Annotated in this window: 15 protein-coding genes; 7 read left to right on the forward strand and 8 right to left on the reverse strand. The window is 71.9% G+C overall.

Going from position 1 to position 13,040, the window contains the following annotated elements:
* Window positions 1–53: 53 nt before the first annotated feature.
* Both ACSNN7_RS15730 and ACSNN7_RS15735 read right to left on the reverse strand, forming a co-directional pair.
* Window positions 54–860 (reverse strand): inositol monophosphatase family protein, encoded by an 807-nt coding sequence (locus tag ACSNN7_RS15730; RefSeq protein ID WP_436681539.1) that lies wholly within the window; start codon window positions 858–860, stop codon window positions 54–56.
* On the reverse strand, window positions 857–1,909 hold the full coding sequence (locus ACSNN7_RS15735) for a DUF5919 domain-containing protein (RefSeq protein ID WP_436681540.1): 1,053 nt from the start codon (window positions 1,907–1,909) through the stop codon (window positions 857–859). Before ACSNN7_RS15735 ends, ACSNN7_RS15730 begins: the two co-directional genes overlap by 4 nt.
* A 202-nt stretch (window positions 1,910–2,111) precedes the next feature.
* Between ACSNN7_RS15735 and ACSNN7_RS15740 the strand changes: the two genes are divergently transcribed.
* From ACSNN7_RS15740 to ACSNN7_RS15760, 5 genes are all read left to right on the forward strand, one after another.
* Window positions 2,112–2,327, forward strand: a complete 216-nt coding sequence (locus ACSNN7_RS15740) for a hypothetical protein (protein WP_436681541.1) — start codon at window positions 2,112–2,114, stop codon at window positions 2,325–2,327.
* Complete coding sequence (locus tag ACSNN7_RS15745) at window positions 2,324–3,565, forward strand: FAD-binding oxidoreductase (RefSeq protein WP_436681543.1); 1,242 nt, start codon at window positions 2,324–2,326, stop codon at window positions 3,563–3,565. Before ACSNN7_RS15740 ends, ACSNN7_RS15745 begins: the two co-directional genes overlap by 4 nt.
* Window positions 3,562–3,816: a DivIVA domain-containing protein gene (locus tag ACSNN7_RS15750; RefSeq protein ID WP_436681572.1), complete on the forward strand. Its 255-nt coding sequence runs from the start codon at window positions 3,562–3,564 to the stop codon at window positions 3,814–3,816. Before ACSNN7_RS15745 ends, ACSNN7_RS15750 begins: the two co-directional genes overlap by 4 nt.
* 50 nt (window positions 3,817–3,866) lie before the next feature.
* Window positions 3,867–5,192 (forward strand): AAA domain-containing protein, encoded by a 1,326-nt coding sequence (locus tag ACSNN7_RS15755; protein ID WP_436681544.1) that lies wholly within the window; start codon window positions 3,867–3,869, stop codon window positions 5,190–5,192.
* A 125-nt stretch (window positions 5,193–5,317) separates the two neighbouring features.
* Window positions 5,318–5,713, forward strand: coding sequence for a GIY-YIG nuclease family protein (locus tag ACSNN7_RS15760; protein WP_436681545.1), 396 nt, complete (start codon window positions 5,318–5,320; stop codon window positions 5,711–5,713).
* Window positions 5,714–5,791: 78 nt separating this feature from the next.
* Here the strand turns inward: ACSNN7_RS15760 and ACSNN7_RS15765 are convergent, their stop codons facing one another.
* From ACSNN7_RS15765 to ACSNN7_RS15775, 3 genes are all read right to left on the reverse strand, one after another.
* Entirely contained in the window at window positions 5,792–6,454 is a 663-nt protein-coding gene (locus ACSNN7_RS15765; RefSeq protein WP_436681546.1) for a hypothetical protein, read from the reverse strand.
* 9 nt (window positions 6,455–6,463) lie between these two features.
* Window positions 6,464–6,820, reverse strand: a complete 357-nt coding sequence (locus ACSNN7_RS15770) for an SMI1/KNR4 family protein (RefSeq protein ID WP_436681547.1) — start codon at window positions 6,818–6,820, stop codon at window positions 6,464–6,466.
* A 131-nt stretch (window positions 6,821–6,951) separates the two neighbouring features.
* The gene (locus tag ACSNN7_RS15775) at window positions 6,952–7,272 is read right to left on the reverse strand and encodes a GYD domain-containing protein (protein ID WP_436681548.1); all 321 of its coding nucleotides are present in this window, start codon (window positions 7,270–7,272) and stop codon (window positions 6,952–6,954) included.
* A gap of 186 nt (window positions 7,273–7,458) precedes the next feature.
* On the opposite strand from ACSNN7_RS15775, the gene ACSNN7_RS15780 reads away from it, so the two are divergent.
* Window positions 7,459–7,959 (forward strand): GNAT family N-acetyltransferase, encoded by a 501-nt coding sequence (locus ACSNN7_RS15780; RefSeq protein ID WP_436681549.1) that lies wholly within the window; start codon window positions 7,459–7,461, stop codon window positions 7,957–7,959.
* A 10-nt stretch (window positions 7,960–7,969) separates the two neighbouring features.
* Here ACSNN7_RS15780 and ACSNN7_RS15785 read toward each other — a convergent pair whose 3' ends face one another.
* Complete coding sequence (locus tag ACSNN7_RS15785; RefSeq protein WP_436681551.1) at window positions 7,970–8,956, reverse strand: aldo/keto reductase; 987 nt, start codon at window positions 8,954–8,956, stop codon at window positions 7,970–7,972.
* 78 nt (window positions 8,957–9,034) lie between these two features.
* Window positions 9,035–10,567 (reverse strand): NAD(P)/FAD-dependent oxidoreductase, encoded by a 1,533-nt coding sequence (locus tag ACSNN7_RS15790; RefSeq protein WP_436681552.1) that lies wholly within the window; start codon window positions 10,565–10,567, stop codon window positions 9,035–9,037.
* A gap of 254 nt (window positions 10,568–10,821) precedes the next feature.
* Here ACSNN7_RS15790 and ACSNN7_RS15795 point away from each other — a divergent pair, with 254 nt between their 5' ends.
* The gene (locus ACSNN7_RS15795; RefSeq protein WP_436681553.1) at window positions 10,822–12,075 is read left to right on the forward strand and encodes a hypothetical protein; all 1,254 of its coding nucleotides are present in this window, start codon (window positions 10,822–10,824) and stop codon (window positions 12,073–12,075) included.
* A gap of 48 nt (window positions 12,076–12,123) precedes the next feature.
* Here ACSNN7_RS15795 and ACSNN7_RS15800 read toward each other — a convergent pair whose 3' ends face one another.
* Window positions 12,124–12,975 carry an aldo/keto reductase gene (locus tag ACSNN7_RS15800; protein ID WP_436681554.1) on the reverse strand — a complete coding sequence of 284 codons (852 nt, stop codon included), beginning with the start codon at window positions 12,973–12,975 and terminating at the stop codon, window positions 12,124–12,126.
* Between the last annotated feature and the right edge of the window lie 65 nt (window positions 12,976–13,040).

Genomic DNA, 13,040 nt, shown 5'->3' on the forward strand with positions numbered 1-13,040 from the left:
CGGTGACAACTTGCCTTCGAAAACTCCAGCCGGTGTCTCGGTCGTTGGGCGCATCACTGAATGACCTTGACAGCTGAGGTGGCCTTGCGGTAGGCAGCGAGCACGGCCCCGACGAGCGCAGGAGCTGCCGCGAGCGTCACGGCGGAGTTGACGTCGTGGTCGGCGCCGTCTTGATCGATAACAGCGGCTCCTGCCTCCCGCGCGATGACTCCCCCGGCCGCCATGTCCCACGCATGGTTGGACAACGTCAGCGCTGCGTCGAATCTGCCCTCGGCGAGCCATGCCAGATCGAGTGCCGCGCTCCCAGTCATGCGCACGCGTTGCGCCTCAGCGGCGAGCTGGGCAGTCAGAGCGAGGCGTAACCGGTTCCTTGCCTCGGCGCCCGGGCCCACGGCGTAGTCGCCGATGGCGACCATCGCCTCCCTCAGGTCGCTGGTGCTGCTGACTCTGATCTCCTGTCCGTTCGCGTAGGCGCCGTCGCCCCTGGCGGCCGTGTATCGCGAAGCCAGGAAGGGCAGCTCGATGACTGCGAGCACCCCCTCGTTCCGATAGACGAGCGCGAGCGAGACGGCGCACAAGGGCAGGCCCCGCACGAAGTTCGCTGTGCCGTCGATCGGATCGAGTACCCACTGCATCTCGGCGGAGCCGGTGTGCCCTTCCTCCTCGCCGAGGAATCCGATCTCAGGCGTTTCAGTGCTCAGGAACGCCCGCATATCGCGTTCGATTGCGTAGTCCAGCTCAGAGGCGAAGTCTCGGTCGCCCTTCAGCGTCAACGCGCCTGGGGACCGGTGCCGCATCGCCTCCCCGGCGCGCTTCACGGCCTCGACTGCGATGGGTAGCAGCTCCCGGTATTCGCTCACAGCTGCCGCCCGCGCTGCCACTGCGACTCGAAGACCTGCTCGAACACCGGGTAAAGCCCAGAGGCTTGGGGGTCCCGGCGGATGACGAAGGCGGGGGAGTCCACTCCACGGCTCTCCGTCAGGTAGGGCTGCGCCACACAGAGGTCGTCCACGAGCACGATATTGAAGCGAAGTGTCTCGTCGTACGTCGCCAGCCCCATGCTGTCCCGCAGGTCGGTGGGAAGCCGGTCGCGGACCCGAAGCAGCGTCTCGACGTTGAGCTTGGTCAGCGCCGACAGTTGCCCGGGGGCGAACCCTTCCTCCACCTCCCGAGTCTGGATAGCCGAGCCGGCGGGGTCGAGAAACAGGCAGCGAACGTGAGCGCCGTTCTCCAGGAGGTCGTTCCAGCGCCGGTCGGCGTAGCCCTGGCAGAGCATGTTGAGGGACAGGCCGACCGCCCGAATATCCTGGGCACCGTCGAGGAGCTGGTCAGCCGGAAGGCGCGCGGAGAGCTGAGACCGGCTGGGGTAGACCGCTGTCAGGCCGGCGAGGCCATCGGAGGTTGGCGGGACTGAGCCTTGGCCCAGTGCCTCGAGCGCAAGCATCACATCCCCCGGTGGCGTCTCGCTGGTCTCCCAACGCAGCACCGCCTCGGCGCTGGGTCGCCAGCCGAGGGGCAAGGCCAGCACATCGGCGAAGCTGTCAGGGGACACCCCGGCAGCGGCCCGGACCGCAGCCACCCGCTGACGCGCCACCACCCCCAAGTCCGATCGAGTCCCGCCGGCCGGTGGCGGTGCCTCGCCGACGTGGAGAGCCGCGACGAACCGCTCGCGGACGTCGCTACCCGCCTTGTCTAGCGCCGTGTCGAGTGCGGCCTGCATCTCGGGACGCGGGCGAACGCCATCCTGCCCGGCCTCCCACTTTGACACGGTCCGCTCAGCGACGCCCAGGTGTGCCGAGAAGTCCCGAATGCTCATCCGCAGGGCTTGGCGCAGCGCTCGTGTTTCCCGGCCGGTCCACCGGTGCACGGTCGTCATCGTGCCGCCTTCGATCACGTCGAGATCGGTCATCGGGCAGCCTAGCGCCAGTGGGTGCAGCGTAGTTACCGCGAAGGTGCACTCCGTAGTCATATTGCCTCGCCGGCGGCCTGACCAGGGTGGATGCATGGCCCGGGGCGTGTGCCGGGCTCCGGCCGCGTCGACTCGAACGACGACGACGTCCCCGCCCGCCCCGGCGCCACTCCACGCACCACGACGCCGGAGGCGCCCATCCATGTCCGCGGTACTCGCCGACTTCTCCGTCCTCACCCCGGTCACTGACGAGGACCGGGTCCTCCTCGCCGCACGGGCGGTCCGGGTCCACGGCCCGGAGATTTCGCCACACGGCCTGCTCTGCGGCAGCAAACGCGTCCCGTACCCGTGCCGCCTGGCCCGCTGGGGACGCGCCACGCTCGCCCGCCGCCGGCCTCACCGAGGGGAGATGGCGTGACCGAGCCGGAGGTAAGCGCGGGTGTCGCCCATTGGCTGAACCTGCTGGCGGCGGACACGGAGCTCTCGCCGTACCTGATCGGGGTGGATCGGGACCGGCTGACGGCTCACCTGGCGCGGTCGCTCACCACCGCGCCCGGCGGCGGAGCTCTGCTTGACGGGTGGAGCGGCTTGGGCTGGTCCGAGGCGCAGCACCGGCGGGCAGTCAACTACCTGGCCCGAGTGTTGGAAACGCGTGGTGAGCCGACGGCCGCAACCCCGGCCGCGAGCGCCGACCAGTTCTGGGCGGCGGTGGAGGACCATTGTCCGGGCCTGCTGCCGGAGCGGGAGGCACCCCTGGTCCACGCCGCGCTGGACCGTCTCATGACCAGTGGCGACGACCGGGCTGGGCGGTTGGCGTTGCTGGCGGTGCTCGGCCGCGCGTACCGTCGTTACGGTCTGCGTCCGACGCACGCCGCCACCCTCCAGGAGGCGTTGGGCATCAGCAAAGGGTGGAAGAGGGCGTGGCGGCTGGTCGGGTGGGCCGCCGGGCGGGTGGGCGATGGCCCGGCCTGGTGGCCGGCCGAGGTGCTCGACCACGACCGGGCGGGCGACGGAATCGCCATCCTCACCGTACGGCCGTGGCGGCGGCTGCCGCACTGGCCCGGCCAGGCGGTGCCAGTGTGCACGCCGCGCCGGCCCGGCCGGTGGCGCTGGTACTGCCCGGCGAACGCGCCGCGTCCGGACGGCACCGTCGAGCTGCACGTCCGCGCGGTTCCCGGCGGGTCCGTTTCCACCAGCCTGGTCCAGGAGGTGCGCCCCGGCGAGCTGCTCCACCTCGGCCCGCCCGTCGACACCGGGCTGCGGCTGCGGGACGGTGACCTGCTGTTGGTGGCCGGCGGCACCGGCTTGGCACCGCTGCGTGCCCTGGTCGAGCAGGTGGTCGCCGCTCCGGACGGCCGCCGGCTGACCCTCGTCGTCGGGGCTCGCACCGTCGCTGACCTGTACGACGCGATCGCCCTCGACAAGCTTCAGCGCGCCCACGACTGGCTGGCCGTCGTACCGGCCTTCTCCCACGACCCGCTCGCCGAGCCGGGGGAGCGGGGCGACGCGCTCACGGTTGCCCTGGACCATCTGGGGCAGCAGGAGGTGTACCTGTGCGGGCCGCCGGCGATGCTGGCCGGGTCGCGGCTGCGGCTGCTCGCCGCCGGGGTGCCCGCCGCGCGCATCCATCTGCCGGAGCGGATCCCGTGGCGATGACCGTCTACCGCAGCCGTAACGCCCTCACCGGTCGGCTCACGCCCGAGCGAATCGCGGGCCTGTCGTTGCCGCTGACCGGGCGCGGCCGGCGCGGCTACCGGGTGGACGACGTCGACCTGCTACTGCACCGGCTCGCCTACGAGTTGGGGGAGCGGAACCGCCAGCTCAAGGCCGCCCGGGAGGAGAACCGGCGAATCAAGAACGCGCTGCGCAGCTGGCAGTCCGACCGGGCAGCGCGGCGCGGGGAGTGACGGTGGCCGGAGGTAGGGTCCCGGGGACGCCGTTTCGGAAGGTGACGTCAATGCTCGCCGCTTTGGAGCTGCCGCCCGCCGTCGAGGCGGAACGGGTGATCACGGCCGTGCTGGCCGACCTGCGTTCCGCCACCCACCGCGGCGTCGTCGTCGACTCCCCGCCCGGCGCCGGCAAGTCGACCCTCGTCGTCCGCGCCGCCGTCGACCTGGCGACCACCGGCGAGCCCCTGATCATCATCGCGCAGACCAACGAGCAGGTCGACGACCTCATCGACCGCCTCGCCCGCAAGGCCCCCGAGCTGCGCATCGGCCGCCTCTCCGCCGCCGACTACCAGCCGTCGGACCGGGTGAAGGGCCGCGAGACGGTCAAGGTCGCCGCCAAAGTCGCCGACCTCGGTGGTCCGGCCGTCATCATCGGTACGGCCGCCAAGTGGGCGACGGTCACCGAGGGCTCCTGGCCGTGGGCGATCGTCGACGAGGCGTACCAGATGCGGTCGGACGCCCTGCTGCGCGTGGCCGGGCGGTTCGAGCGGGCGCTGTTCGTGGGTGACCCCGGCCAGCTCGACCCGTTCTCCACCGTCGAGACCGCGCGCTGGACGGGCCTGACCTGGGACCCGATGCAGTCGGCGGTGGCGGTGCTGCTGCGGCACAACCCCGAGCTGCCGCTCCACCGCCTGCCCGTGTCGTGGCGGCTGCCCGCCTCCGCGGCGCCGGTGGTCGCGGCGGCGTTCTACCCGTTCACCGGCTTCCGCGCCGGCACCGGCCCTGACGACCGTGCGCTGGCGTTCACCGAACCTGGAACGGGGGACGCGTTCGACGCGGCGGTGGAGCTGGCCGCGACGACGGGTTGGGCGCTGCACGAACTGCCGGCCCGGCACACCCTGCGCACCGATGCGGAGGCGGCGTCGGCGTGCGCCGCGCTGGCGCTGCGGGTGTTGCGGCGGGGAGCGGTCGCGGTCTCCGAGCACGCACCGGCCGGCACGCCGGTCACCGCCGACCGGATCGCCGTCGGCGCCGCGCACCGCGACCAGGTCGCGGCCATCCGCGCGCACCTCGGCGAGGCCGGAGCGGGCATCACCGTCGACACCGCCAACCGGCTCCAGGGCCGCGAGTACGACGTGACGATCGTGCTGCACCCGCTCTCCGGGCGGCGGGACGCCACCAAGTTCCACCTGGAGTCGGGGCGGCTTTGCGTGCTGACGTCCCGGCACCGCCACGCCTGCATCGTGGTGGCCCGGGCGGGCATCGGCGAGCTGCTGGACGCCCACCCGTCGACCGAGTCGGTGCACCTCGACGTACCGGTGAAGTTCCCGGACGGCTGGAGCGCCCACCAGGCGGTGTTGTCGTTTCTCGCAGAACGACGCACGAGGACCTGAGGCCCACGCGGATCCGCTCCTGCCGCCATCCTCGCCGCGTCGCACTCCGCCTCGACGGAACGCGGTGGAGGCGGGGGACGATTCACGGGCTGCCGAGCAGGCCATTGCCTCGGTAACGTCCGGGGATGACCGAGACCACGCATGAGGACCTGCTGTCGGGCTTCACTGTCTCCCGCCCGTACACGATGGATGTCGTCGCGGACGCGCCGCGCGCCGCAGGCGTGCACGTGGTGGTCGCCGGCGACACGGTCATCTACGTGGGGCAGACCTCGAACCTGAAGGACCGGCTCCGTCAGCACCTGACGGGCAACCGTGCCTCCTCCGTCCTGCACGACCAGGTCGGCCAGTTGCTCGACCGGTCCGGGCCGGTGGCGTCGGCCGCCGACATCGCGGGCTGGCTCGGCCGCTGCATCGTCCGCTGGCGGGTGAGCGACAACCCGGCGGCCGACAAGGAGGCGCTGGTGACGGCCCTGAAGCCGCGCTTCAACCGGCAGGTCCCCCGACCGCGCCCGACGCCGTGAACCGGTCGTCGCGCTGAATCATTCACGACATCAGTTCCACAGCGGCCGGACCGCGCACTGCGGACCGGTCGCCGCCCGTCAGACGAAGCCTTCCTCGATTAGGGTGACTCCGTCCGCAGTGATCTGGTGGCGCTGCCCCGACCCGCCGACCACCCGGGACCAGCTCTCCGTCGTAAGGCGGGCCCGACCATCTTCGACCACGAGGGCGAAGGTGAAGCCGCCGTGCATGCCGGGGACGGAGAAGCCCGAGGCGCCGCCGGGCGTCTCCAGCAGCACCTCCAGCTCGGGCAGCCGCAGCCGGTGCTCGTCGACCAGTTTGCCGGCGCGGGCGCGGATCAGGCCGTGGAACAACTCCTGGATCGGGCGCAGCTCGTGGTCGGGCACGTCGATCAGCCGGGGCGGTTCCAGCGTCTCCTGCAGGTGCTGGTGGCCCCGGCGGTGGGCGATGTCCAGCGGTCGTTCCCCGTCGGTGGTGCGCAGCGCCCGCCATGCGCCCAGCTCGATCAGCCGCGCCGCGATGTCGACGGGCGCGCCGGCGTACGCGGCCTGGTGCAGTGGGGCGTACCAGGAGCGGCCGCCGGGACGGGTGGCGTTGGCCCAGTCCGCGTAGCGCGGGTTGCCGAGCAGGTCGAACACGCCCGCCCAGTCGTACGACCGGGCCCGGTCTGCCAGCTCGTGCCGCGCCTTCACCGCCCACTCCGACAGCGACTCGGCGCGGGTGATCGCGTCCCATCGAGGCATGTCTCGCACCTACCCGGCCTGGGCGGTGGCCTCGTCCAGCCAGCGCCGGTACCAGCCGGCGAAGCCGAGCCGCCTGCCGTCGTCGTCGTGCACGCCCTCCCGCTCCCAGCGGCCGTCGACCCGGCGCAGCGGGAACAGCCCGTACGCCGGCCCCGCCCCGCCGCGGCCGGCGTGGAGCAGGAACGACCGGTACTCCTCGGGTAGCTCGATCCCCAGCTGTGCCTCCAGTTCGGCCAGCTCCGCCGGGCTGAGCGGCGACTCCAGGGTCCACCGGTGAGCCTTCGCGCCGAAGACCTCATCCGCCTTCGGCCTGACGGCCGGCAGAGCGAGGCGTTCCCGTACGTCCGACCAGTCGGTGCCCGTCACAGCCGGCACCCTACCGACCGCCGGGCAAGGGCGGCGCCCCCTCGTCCTCCACGGCCTGGTTCGCCTACCTCATCCGGTGCCACTCGGTCCGCGGCCGGGCCGGGTGTGGCGACTCCGTTCGGATCAGGGGATCACGCGCCCGGCGGCTGGTAGTCGGCCTTCACCCGGGTCGCCTCGTCGACCTCCGCGGCGGTCAGCACCGGAGTCACCCGCACGTGCAACCCACCCGCCGCCCGAATCGCGATGGCCAGTGCGGCCGCCGTCTTGTGATCCGGCAGCTCGCACAACACGTAGGTGTCGTCGTCGTCGAACGAGAAGTGCATCGACTCCATCCGGCCGCCGCTGGCCTCGATCGTGCTTCGGACGGCCTCCGCGCGCTTGGTGCCGCCGTCGTTGACCAGCCCCTCGAGCCCCTCGACGGTGTAGGTCGACTTCAACAGGAATCTGGGCATGTCGGACCACCTCCGGCTCGGGCAGACAGGTTCACGCCGCCGCTGGCGCTGGACCGACGCGCTGAAGAGCCGGCCAGGCCGGGGTGCGCGTACCCGCCAGGTGGGCGGCTAGTCATCCGTCGTCCGGCCCTGGCGCGTCGGTGGGAACTGCTTGAATGGGCGCGCACGAGCGGACGGGGGAGACGGATGACCGAGGTGCGCATCGCGCGGTGGGACGAGGGCGACCTGGACCTGCTGCAACGCCTCAACTCGCCGGAGGTCCGGCACCACACCGGCGGTCCGGAGACCGACGAGCAGGTGCTCGCCCGGCACGAGCGCTACCTGCGCGGGCCCGGCCCCCGCAGCGGCTGGATGTTCACGGTGGCGCTGCCCGACGGGGTGAAGGTGGGCAGCGTCGGCTACTGGGAGCGGGTCTGGCACGACGAGCCGGTCTACGAGATGGGCTGGGCGATCCTCCCCGAGCACCAGGGGCGGGGCCTGGCCACCGCGGCGGTCCGCGCCGTGGTGACCGAGGCCCGCGCCGAGCGCCACCACCGGTACGCCCACGCCTATCCGTCGGTGGACCACCCGGCCTCGAACGCGGTCTGCCGCAAGGCCGGGTTCACCCTGCTCGGCGAGACCGAGTTCGAGTACCCGCCGGGCCACCTGATGCGCTCCAACGACTGGCGGCTCGACCTGCGGGCCTGACGGAGACCGGTCAGCGCGCGGTGTCCAGCCGTTCCCGCTGCGCGGCGGTCAGCTCCAGCTCCACCGCTTCGAGGCTCTCGTCGAGCTGAGCCACCGAGGAGGCGCCGACCAGCGGAATCGACGGCGTCTCGCCGCCCATCAGCCAGGCCAGCACCACCTGGTTGGCCGTCGCGCCCGTCTCGGCGGCCACCTCGCGCAGCGCGGCCAGCCGGCCGGGCGCGCTGGGCAGGTCGTACGCCGGGCCCAGCGGCTTGTCCGACCGGGTGTAGCCGCCCTTCACCAGCGGCGAGTACGCGACCAGCGTCAGCGCCGGCTCCGCCCGCAGGTAGCTGGCCAGGTCTCCGCCGACCGAGCCGGGGTCGCCGTCCGGGTCCAGCTCGCTGGGCAGGTCGGTACGGCGCTGCAGGTAGGTGTGGTGGTACTGGAGCACCTCGTACCCGGGCAGGCCGGCGGCGGCGGCCAGCGCGCGGGCCCGCTCCACCCGCCACGCCCGGTGGTTGCTCGCCCCCAGCAGGCCCACGGTGCCCTCGGCGACCAGCTCGCCGAAGGCCGTCACCGTCTCCTCCAGCGGCACGGTGCGGTCCTCGATGTGCGCGTACAGCAGGTCCAGCTTCGCCATGCCGAGGCGTTCGCGGCTGCGCTCCGCCGACTCCCGGATCACCTTCGCCGACAGCCCTTCGGCGTTGTCGGTGTAGCTGGTGCCGGGGGCGAGGGGACGCGCCCCCAGCTTGGTGGCGACGACGATCTCGTCGCCGACGCCTCGGCTGCGCCGCCACCGGCCGAGCAGTTCCTCGCTCTCCCCGCCCTGCCCACCGTTCATCCAGAACGCGTAGTTGTCGGAGGTGTCGACGAAGGTGCCGCCGGCCTCGACGTACCGGTCGAGGATGGCGTACGAGGTGGCCTCGTCGGTGGCGGTGCCGAAGAGCATCGCACCGAGGCTGAGCACGCTCACCTCGCGCCGGGTCGACGGGCTGGTGCCGATCGTGCGGTACCGCATGGGGTCTCCCATCTGACGACGTGGAGCCCTCACCCTGAACCTTCGAGCGCGCTCGAAGTCAAGGCGCCGGTACGCCGCTCAGTTGACCCCGGTGGGCCGGCGCTCCGCCGGCTGCGCGGTGGTCGTCGCGGCGACGTTGCGGGCCGGCACGGTCGGCGCGTCCCGCCCGGTGCCCTTCCGGCCGTCGCCCTTGTTGCTGCTCTGCTCGTGGTAGTCCTGCTCGACGTTGACCGTCCAGACGTCGTGGCCGGAGCCGTGGGCGATGTTCTCGGCGGTCAGCATCGCGGTCAGCATCGAGTGGTCCTGGTTGTTGTAGCGGTGCATCCCGTTACGCCCGACGGGGTGCACGTTCGGCAGCTCCCGGGCCAGCCAGTCCCGGATGGTGTCGACGTTGTGCTGGTAGCGCTCGTCGTACACCGGGTAGGCCTTCGGCATCCGCACCACGTACCCGCTCTCCACCGCGCCGGGCCGGACCAGGCCGAGCTGCTCCAGCTCGGCGGTGGCCCGCGCGACGAGCTCGGCGTCGGAGGTCCGCCAGGTCTCGTCGTCCTCGAAGACGAAGTACTCCAGCCCCAGGCAGGTACGCCCGTCCTTGACCAGGTACGGCGACCAGGAGCCGAAGTTCTGGATCCGGCCCACGTTCACGGCCGGGTCGTGCACGTAGATCCAGTTGTCCGGGAAGGAGAATTCCTCCGGCACCACCAGCGCCACGGTCAGGAAGTCGCGGTAGCGCAGGTCGGCGGCGCAGGCGAGCACCTCGGGCGGGGCGGCCGGGCGCACCGCGGCCACCAGTTCCGAGATCGGCATGGACGAGATGACGTGGTCGGCGGGGACCCGGCGCTCGCCGCCCGGCCCGTCGACGGTGACCGCCACGGCCCGCCCGCCCTCCCGGTGCACCGCCCGCACCCAGGTGCCGAGGCTGACCTCGCCGCCGCGCTTGCGCACCTCCTCCGTGCAGCGCTCCCACATCATGCCGGGGCCGAACTTCGGGTACTGGAACTCCTCGATCAGGCTGGTTACGTCCTTGCGGTTGCGGCGCGGCAGCACCGCGTTGAGCACCGCCCGGGCCAGCGACAGGTTCTTGATCCGCTGGGCGGCCCAGTCGGCCTGCAACTGGTCGGCCGGCATCCCCCAGACCTTCTCCGTGTAGGTCTTGAAGAAGATCGAGTAGAGCCGCCAGCCGAAGCGCGCCGACACCCAGCCCTCGAAGTGCGACTGGTCCTTCGGGGGACGCAGCCGGGCCCGCGCGTACGAGCCCATGCAGCGGGCCGCCTCCCGTACGCCGAGGTTGCGCAGGGCGTTGCCGGCGTTGAGCGGGTAGTCGTAGAGCGCCCCCCGGTAGAAGATCCGGCTCATCCGGGGCCGGAGCAGGAACTCCTCGTCGGGCAGGATCTCGTGCCAGAAGTCCTCGACCCGGCTCACCTTGGTGAAGAACCGGTGCCCGCCGATGTCGAAGCGCCAGCCGTCCCGCTCGACGGTGCGGCTGATCCCGCCGACCACCTCGTCGGCCTCGAAGACCCGCACGGCCTCACCGTGCCTGAGCAGCTCGTACGCGGCGGTCAGCCCCGCCGGGCCCGCGCCGATGACCACCGTGCCGTGACGCTCGTTCATCCTCACGCCGCTCCCTGCCCTCGGTTCCCGTCGGACAGGCGCGGTTACCCGTTCCCTGCGCTGTCTCACGTCCGCTGGCCGCAAGCTCCGATCATGCCGGGTTCGGCGGGCCGTGGGAACCGTAGACGGCCCCCGGCAGGACCCCGGCCCGACCGGCAGGTGTCATCGGCCGCAGGCCGGGGATGACCGGCCGGCAGGTCCCGCGACCGCCGTGGGTGGGCGCGGGTCGGATCGGACCGGTGAGGAAGCGCCACATGAGCGACGGGCCGCGGGACGCCCCAGCGGACGCCCGCGCGCCCACGACCGGCCTCCGAGCACGCGGGGACCGCCTGCTCGGTCACGCGGGTGACCTCCTGGCTCGGGTGCCGCAGCGCTGGCGGTACGTGCTCGCCCTGTTCCTCGCCGCGAAGATCGTCCTCAGCCTGGTCGGGGTGATCGCCCTGACCGCCTGGGAGGGGGCGCCCGCCGCACCCCCGCTGGACGAGCTCAACACGCGTCTCGACCAGGCGGCGATCTCACCGCACCGGTGGATCTCCATGTGGTTCGCCTGGGACGCGCTGATCTACGACCACATAAGCGGGCAGTCGTTCACCGGCGAGTGGAAGGGGGGCTTCGGCTTCCCACTGCTCTACCCGCTGCTGGGCCGGATGGTGGCGGTACCGCTGGGTGGCAACACGGCCATGGCGCTGCTGCTGATCAGCAACGTCGCGTACCTGCTGCTGCTCTACTACGCCCTGCGGCTGGGCGAGACACTGCTCGGCGACGACGCCGCGGCGCGCCGGTTCACCCGCTATCTGGTGCTGCTGCCGACCGCGTTCCTGTTCCAGGCGGCGCTGACCGAGTCGCTGTTCCTGTGCCTGGCGCTCGCCACCTTCCACTACGCCGAGCGGGGGCGGTGGCTGACGGTGGGCGTGCTGGGCTACTTCCTCGGGCTCAGCCGCTCGGTGGGGTTCCTGGTGGCCGTCCCGCTCGCCCTGGTCCTGCTCCGCAAGCACCGCTACCGGCTCGACCGGCGCAGCCTCTGGACGTACGTCCGGACCGGCTGGCCGCTGCTGCTCATCCCGGCCGGCTGGCTCACCTTCATGGCGTTCTGCCGGTGGAAGGGCGGGGACTGGTTCGCCTACAAGCACGCCCAGGAGAAGGGCTGGGCCATCCGGGTGCAGAATCCGCTGCCGGTGATCTGGAACGGGCTCACCGGCGACACCCGGGACGCCGTACGGGTCTGGTTCGCCGTCGCCGTGCTGGTGATCGTGATCGCCGGCATCCGCCGGATCGGGCTGCCCTACGTCGTCTACGCCGTGCTGATGGTGCTGGCGCCGCTGTCGATGGGGCCGCCGGTGTACAAGAGCCTGCTGCGCTACCTGCTCGCTGTGTTCCCGGTCGGCCTGGTGCTGGCCCGCTGGGCCCGCAGCGCCACGGCCGACGCCTGGTTGAGCGCCGCGCTGGGCCTGGTGCAGGGCGCGCTCTTCGTGGTCTGGCTCGCCTACTGGACGCACTTCATCATCTGAGGCGGAGAAGGACCCCGAACCGGGGTCCTTCTCCGGTGCCTACGCCGGTCAGCTCGGGACGTAGTCGAACTCGTTCGGGTTCGGGCCCTGCCGGCCGGCCTCGCCCTGGTCGAGCCCGCTGATCCGCTCCATCGCCGTGTCGTCCAGCTCGAAGTCGAAGATCCGGAAGTTCTCCTCGATCCGCTGCGGCGTGATCGACTTCGGGAAGACGATGTCGCCGCGCTGCACGTGCCAGCGCAGCACCACCTGGGCGGGGGTGCGCCCGACCTGCTCGGCGACGTCGACCACAGTCGGGTCGTCGAGGACCTTGCCCTGCGCGATCGGCGACCACGCCTGGGTCAGGATGTTGTGCTGCCGGTCGTAGGAGCGGACCTCTTCGTTGCCGAAGTACGGGTGCACCTCGATCTGGTTGACCGCGGGCACCACCTCCGCCTCTGCGGCGAGCCGCTCCAGGTGCGCCACCTGGAAGTTCGACACGCCGATCGACGTGGCCCGGCCCTCGCGCCGGAACTCCTCCAGCACCTTCCAGGTGGAGACGAAGTCGCCGTCGTAGAGGGTGGGCAGCGGCCAGTGGATCAGGAACAGGTCGATGCGCTCCATCTTCAGCGCGGACAGCGTCGACTCGAACGCCGCGCGGGCGTCGTCCGGCCGGTGGAAGCCGTTGTTGAGCTTGCTGGTCACGAAGACCTCGTCGCGGTCCAGGCCGGAGGTGCGGACAGCCTCGCCGACCTCGGCCTCGTTGCCATACATCTCGGCGGTGTCGATGTGCCGGTAGCCGATCTCCAGCGCCCGGCGCACGGCCTCGACGGTGTCCTTCGGCTCGATCTGGAAGACCCCGAAGCCGAGCTGCGGGATGGTGTTGCCGTCGTTGAGGGGGATGTCGGGAATCGTGTTCGCCATCCGGCTGTCTCTCCCATCGTCAGGGGCACCCGGACCGGGCGCCGGAAGCGCTTCCACGGCGTCCG

It is taken from the genome of Micromonospora sp. URMC 105 (assembly GCF_051386295.1).
Taxonomy (GTDB): Bacteria; Actinomycetota; Actinomycetes; order Mycobacteriales; family Micromonosporaceae; genus Micromonospora.

Bases quoted from the DNA above. Each gene is read 5' to 3' on its own strand.
- ACSNN7_RS15735 (WP_436681540.1), bottom strand. From the start codon at position 1,909: ATGACCGATCTCGACGTGATCGAAGGCGGCACGATGACGACCGTGCAC.
- ACSNN7_RS15740 (WP_436681541.1), top strand. From the start codon at position 2,112: ATGTCCGCGGTACTCGCCGACTTCTCCGTCCTCACCCCGGTCACTGAC.
- ACSNN7_RS15750 (WP_436681572.1), top strand. From the start codon at position 3,562: ATGACCGTCTACCGCAGCCGTAACGCCCTCACCGGTCGGCTCACGCCC.
- ACSNN7_RS15755 (WP_436681544.1), top strand. From the start codon at position 3,867: ATGCTCGCCGCTTTGGAGCTGCCGCCCGCCGTCGAGGCGGAACGGGTG.
- ACSNN7_RS15760 (WP_436681545.1), top strand. From the start codon at position 5,318: ATGACCGAGACCACGCATGAGGACCTGCTGTCGGGCTTCACTGTCTCC.
- ACSNN7_RS15765 (WP_436681546.1), bottom strand. From the start codon at position 6,454: ATGCCTCGATGGGACGCGATCACCCGCGCCGAGTCGCTGTCGGAGTGG.
- ACSNN7_RS15775 (WP_436681548.1), bottom strand. From the start codon at position 7,272: ATGCCCAGATTCCTGTTGAAGTCGACCTACACCGTCGAGGGGCTCGAG.
- ACSNN7_RS15780 (WP_436681549.1), top strand. From the start codon at position 7,459: ATGACCGAGGTGCGCATCGCGCGGTGGGACGAGGGCGACCTGGACCTG.
- ACSNN7_RS15785 (WP_436681551.1), bottom strand. From the start codon at position 8,956: ATGCGGTACCGCACGATCGGCACCAGCCCGTCGACCCGGCGCGAGGTG.
- ACSNN7_RS15790 (WP_436681552.1), bottom strand. From the start codon at position 10,567: ATGAACGAGCGTCACGGCACGGTGGTCATCGGCGCGGGCCCGGCGGGG.
- ACSNN7_RS15795 (WP_436681553.1), top strand. From the start codon at position 10,822: ATGAGCGACGGGCCGCGGGACGCCCCAGCGGACGCCCGCGCGCCCACG.
- ACSNN7_RS15800 (WP_436681554.1), bottom strand. From the start codon at position 12,975: ATGGCGAACACGATTCCCGACATCCCCCTCAACGACGGCAACACCATC.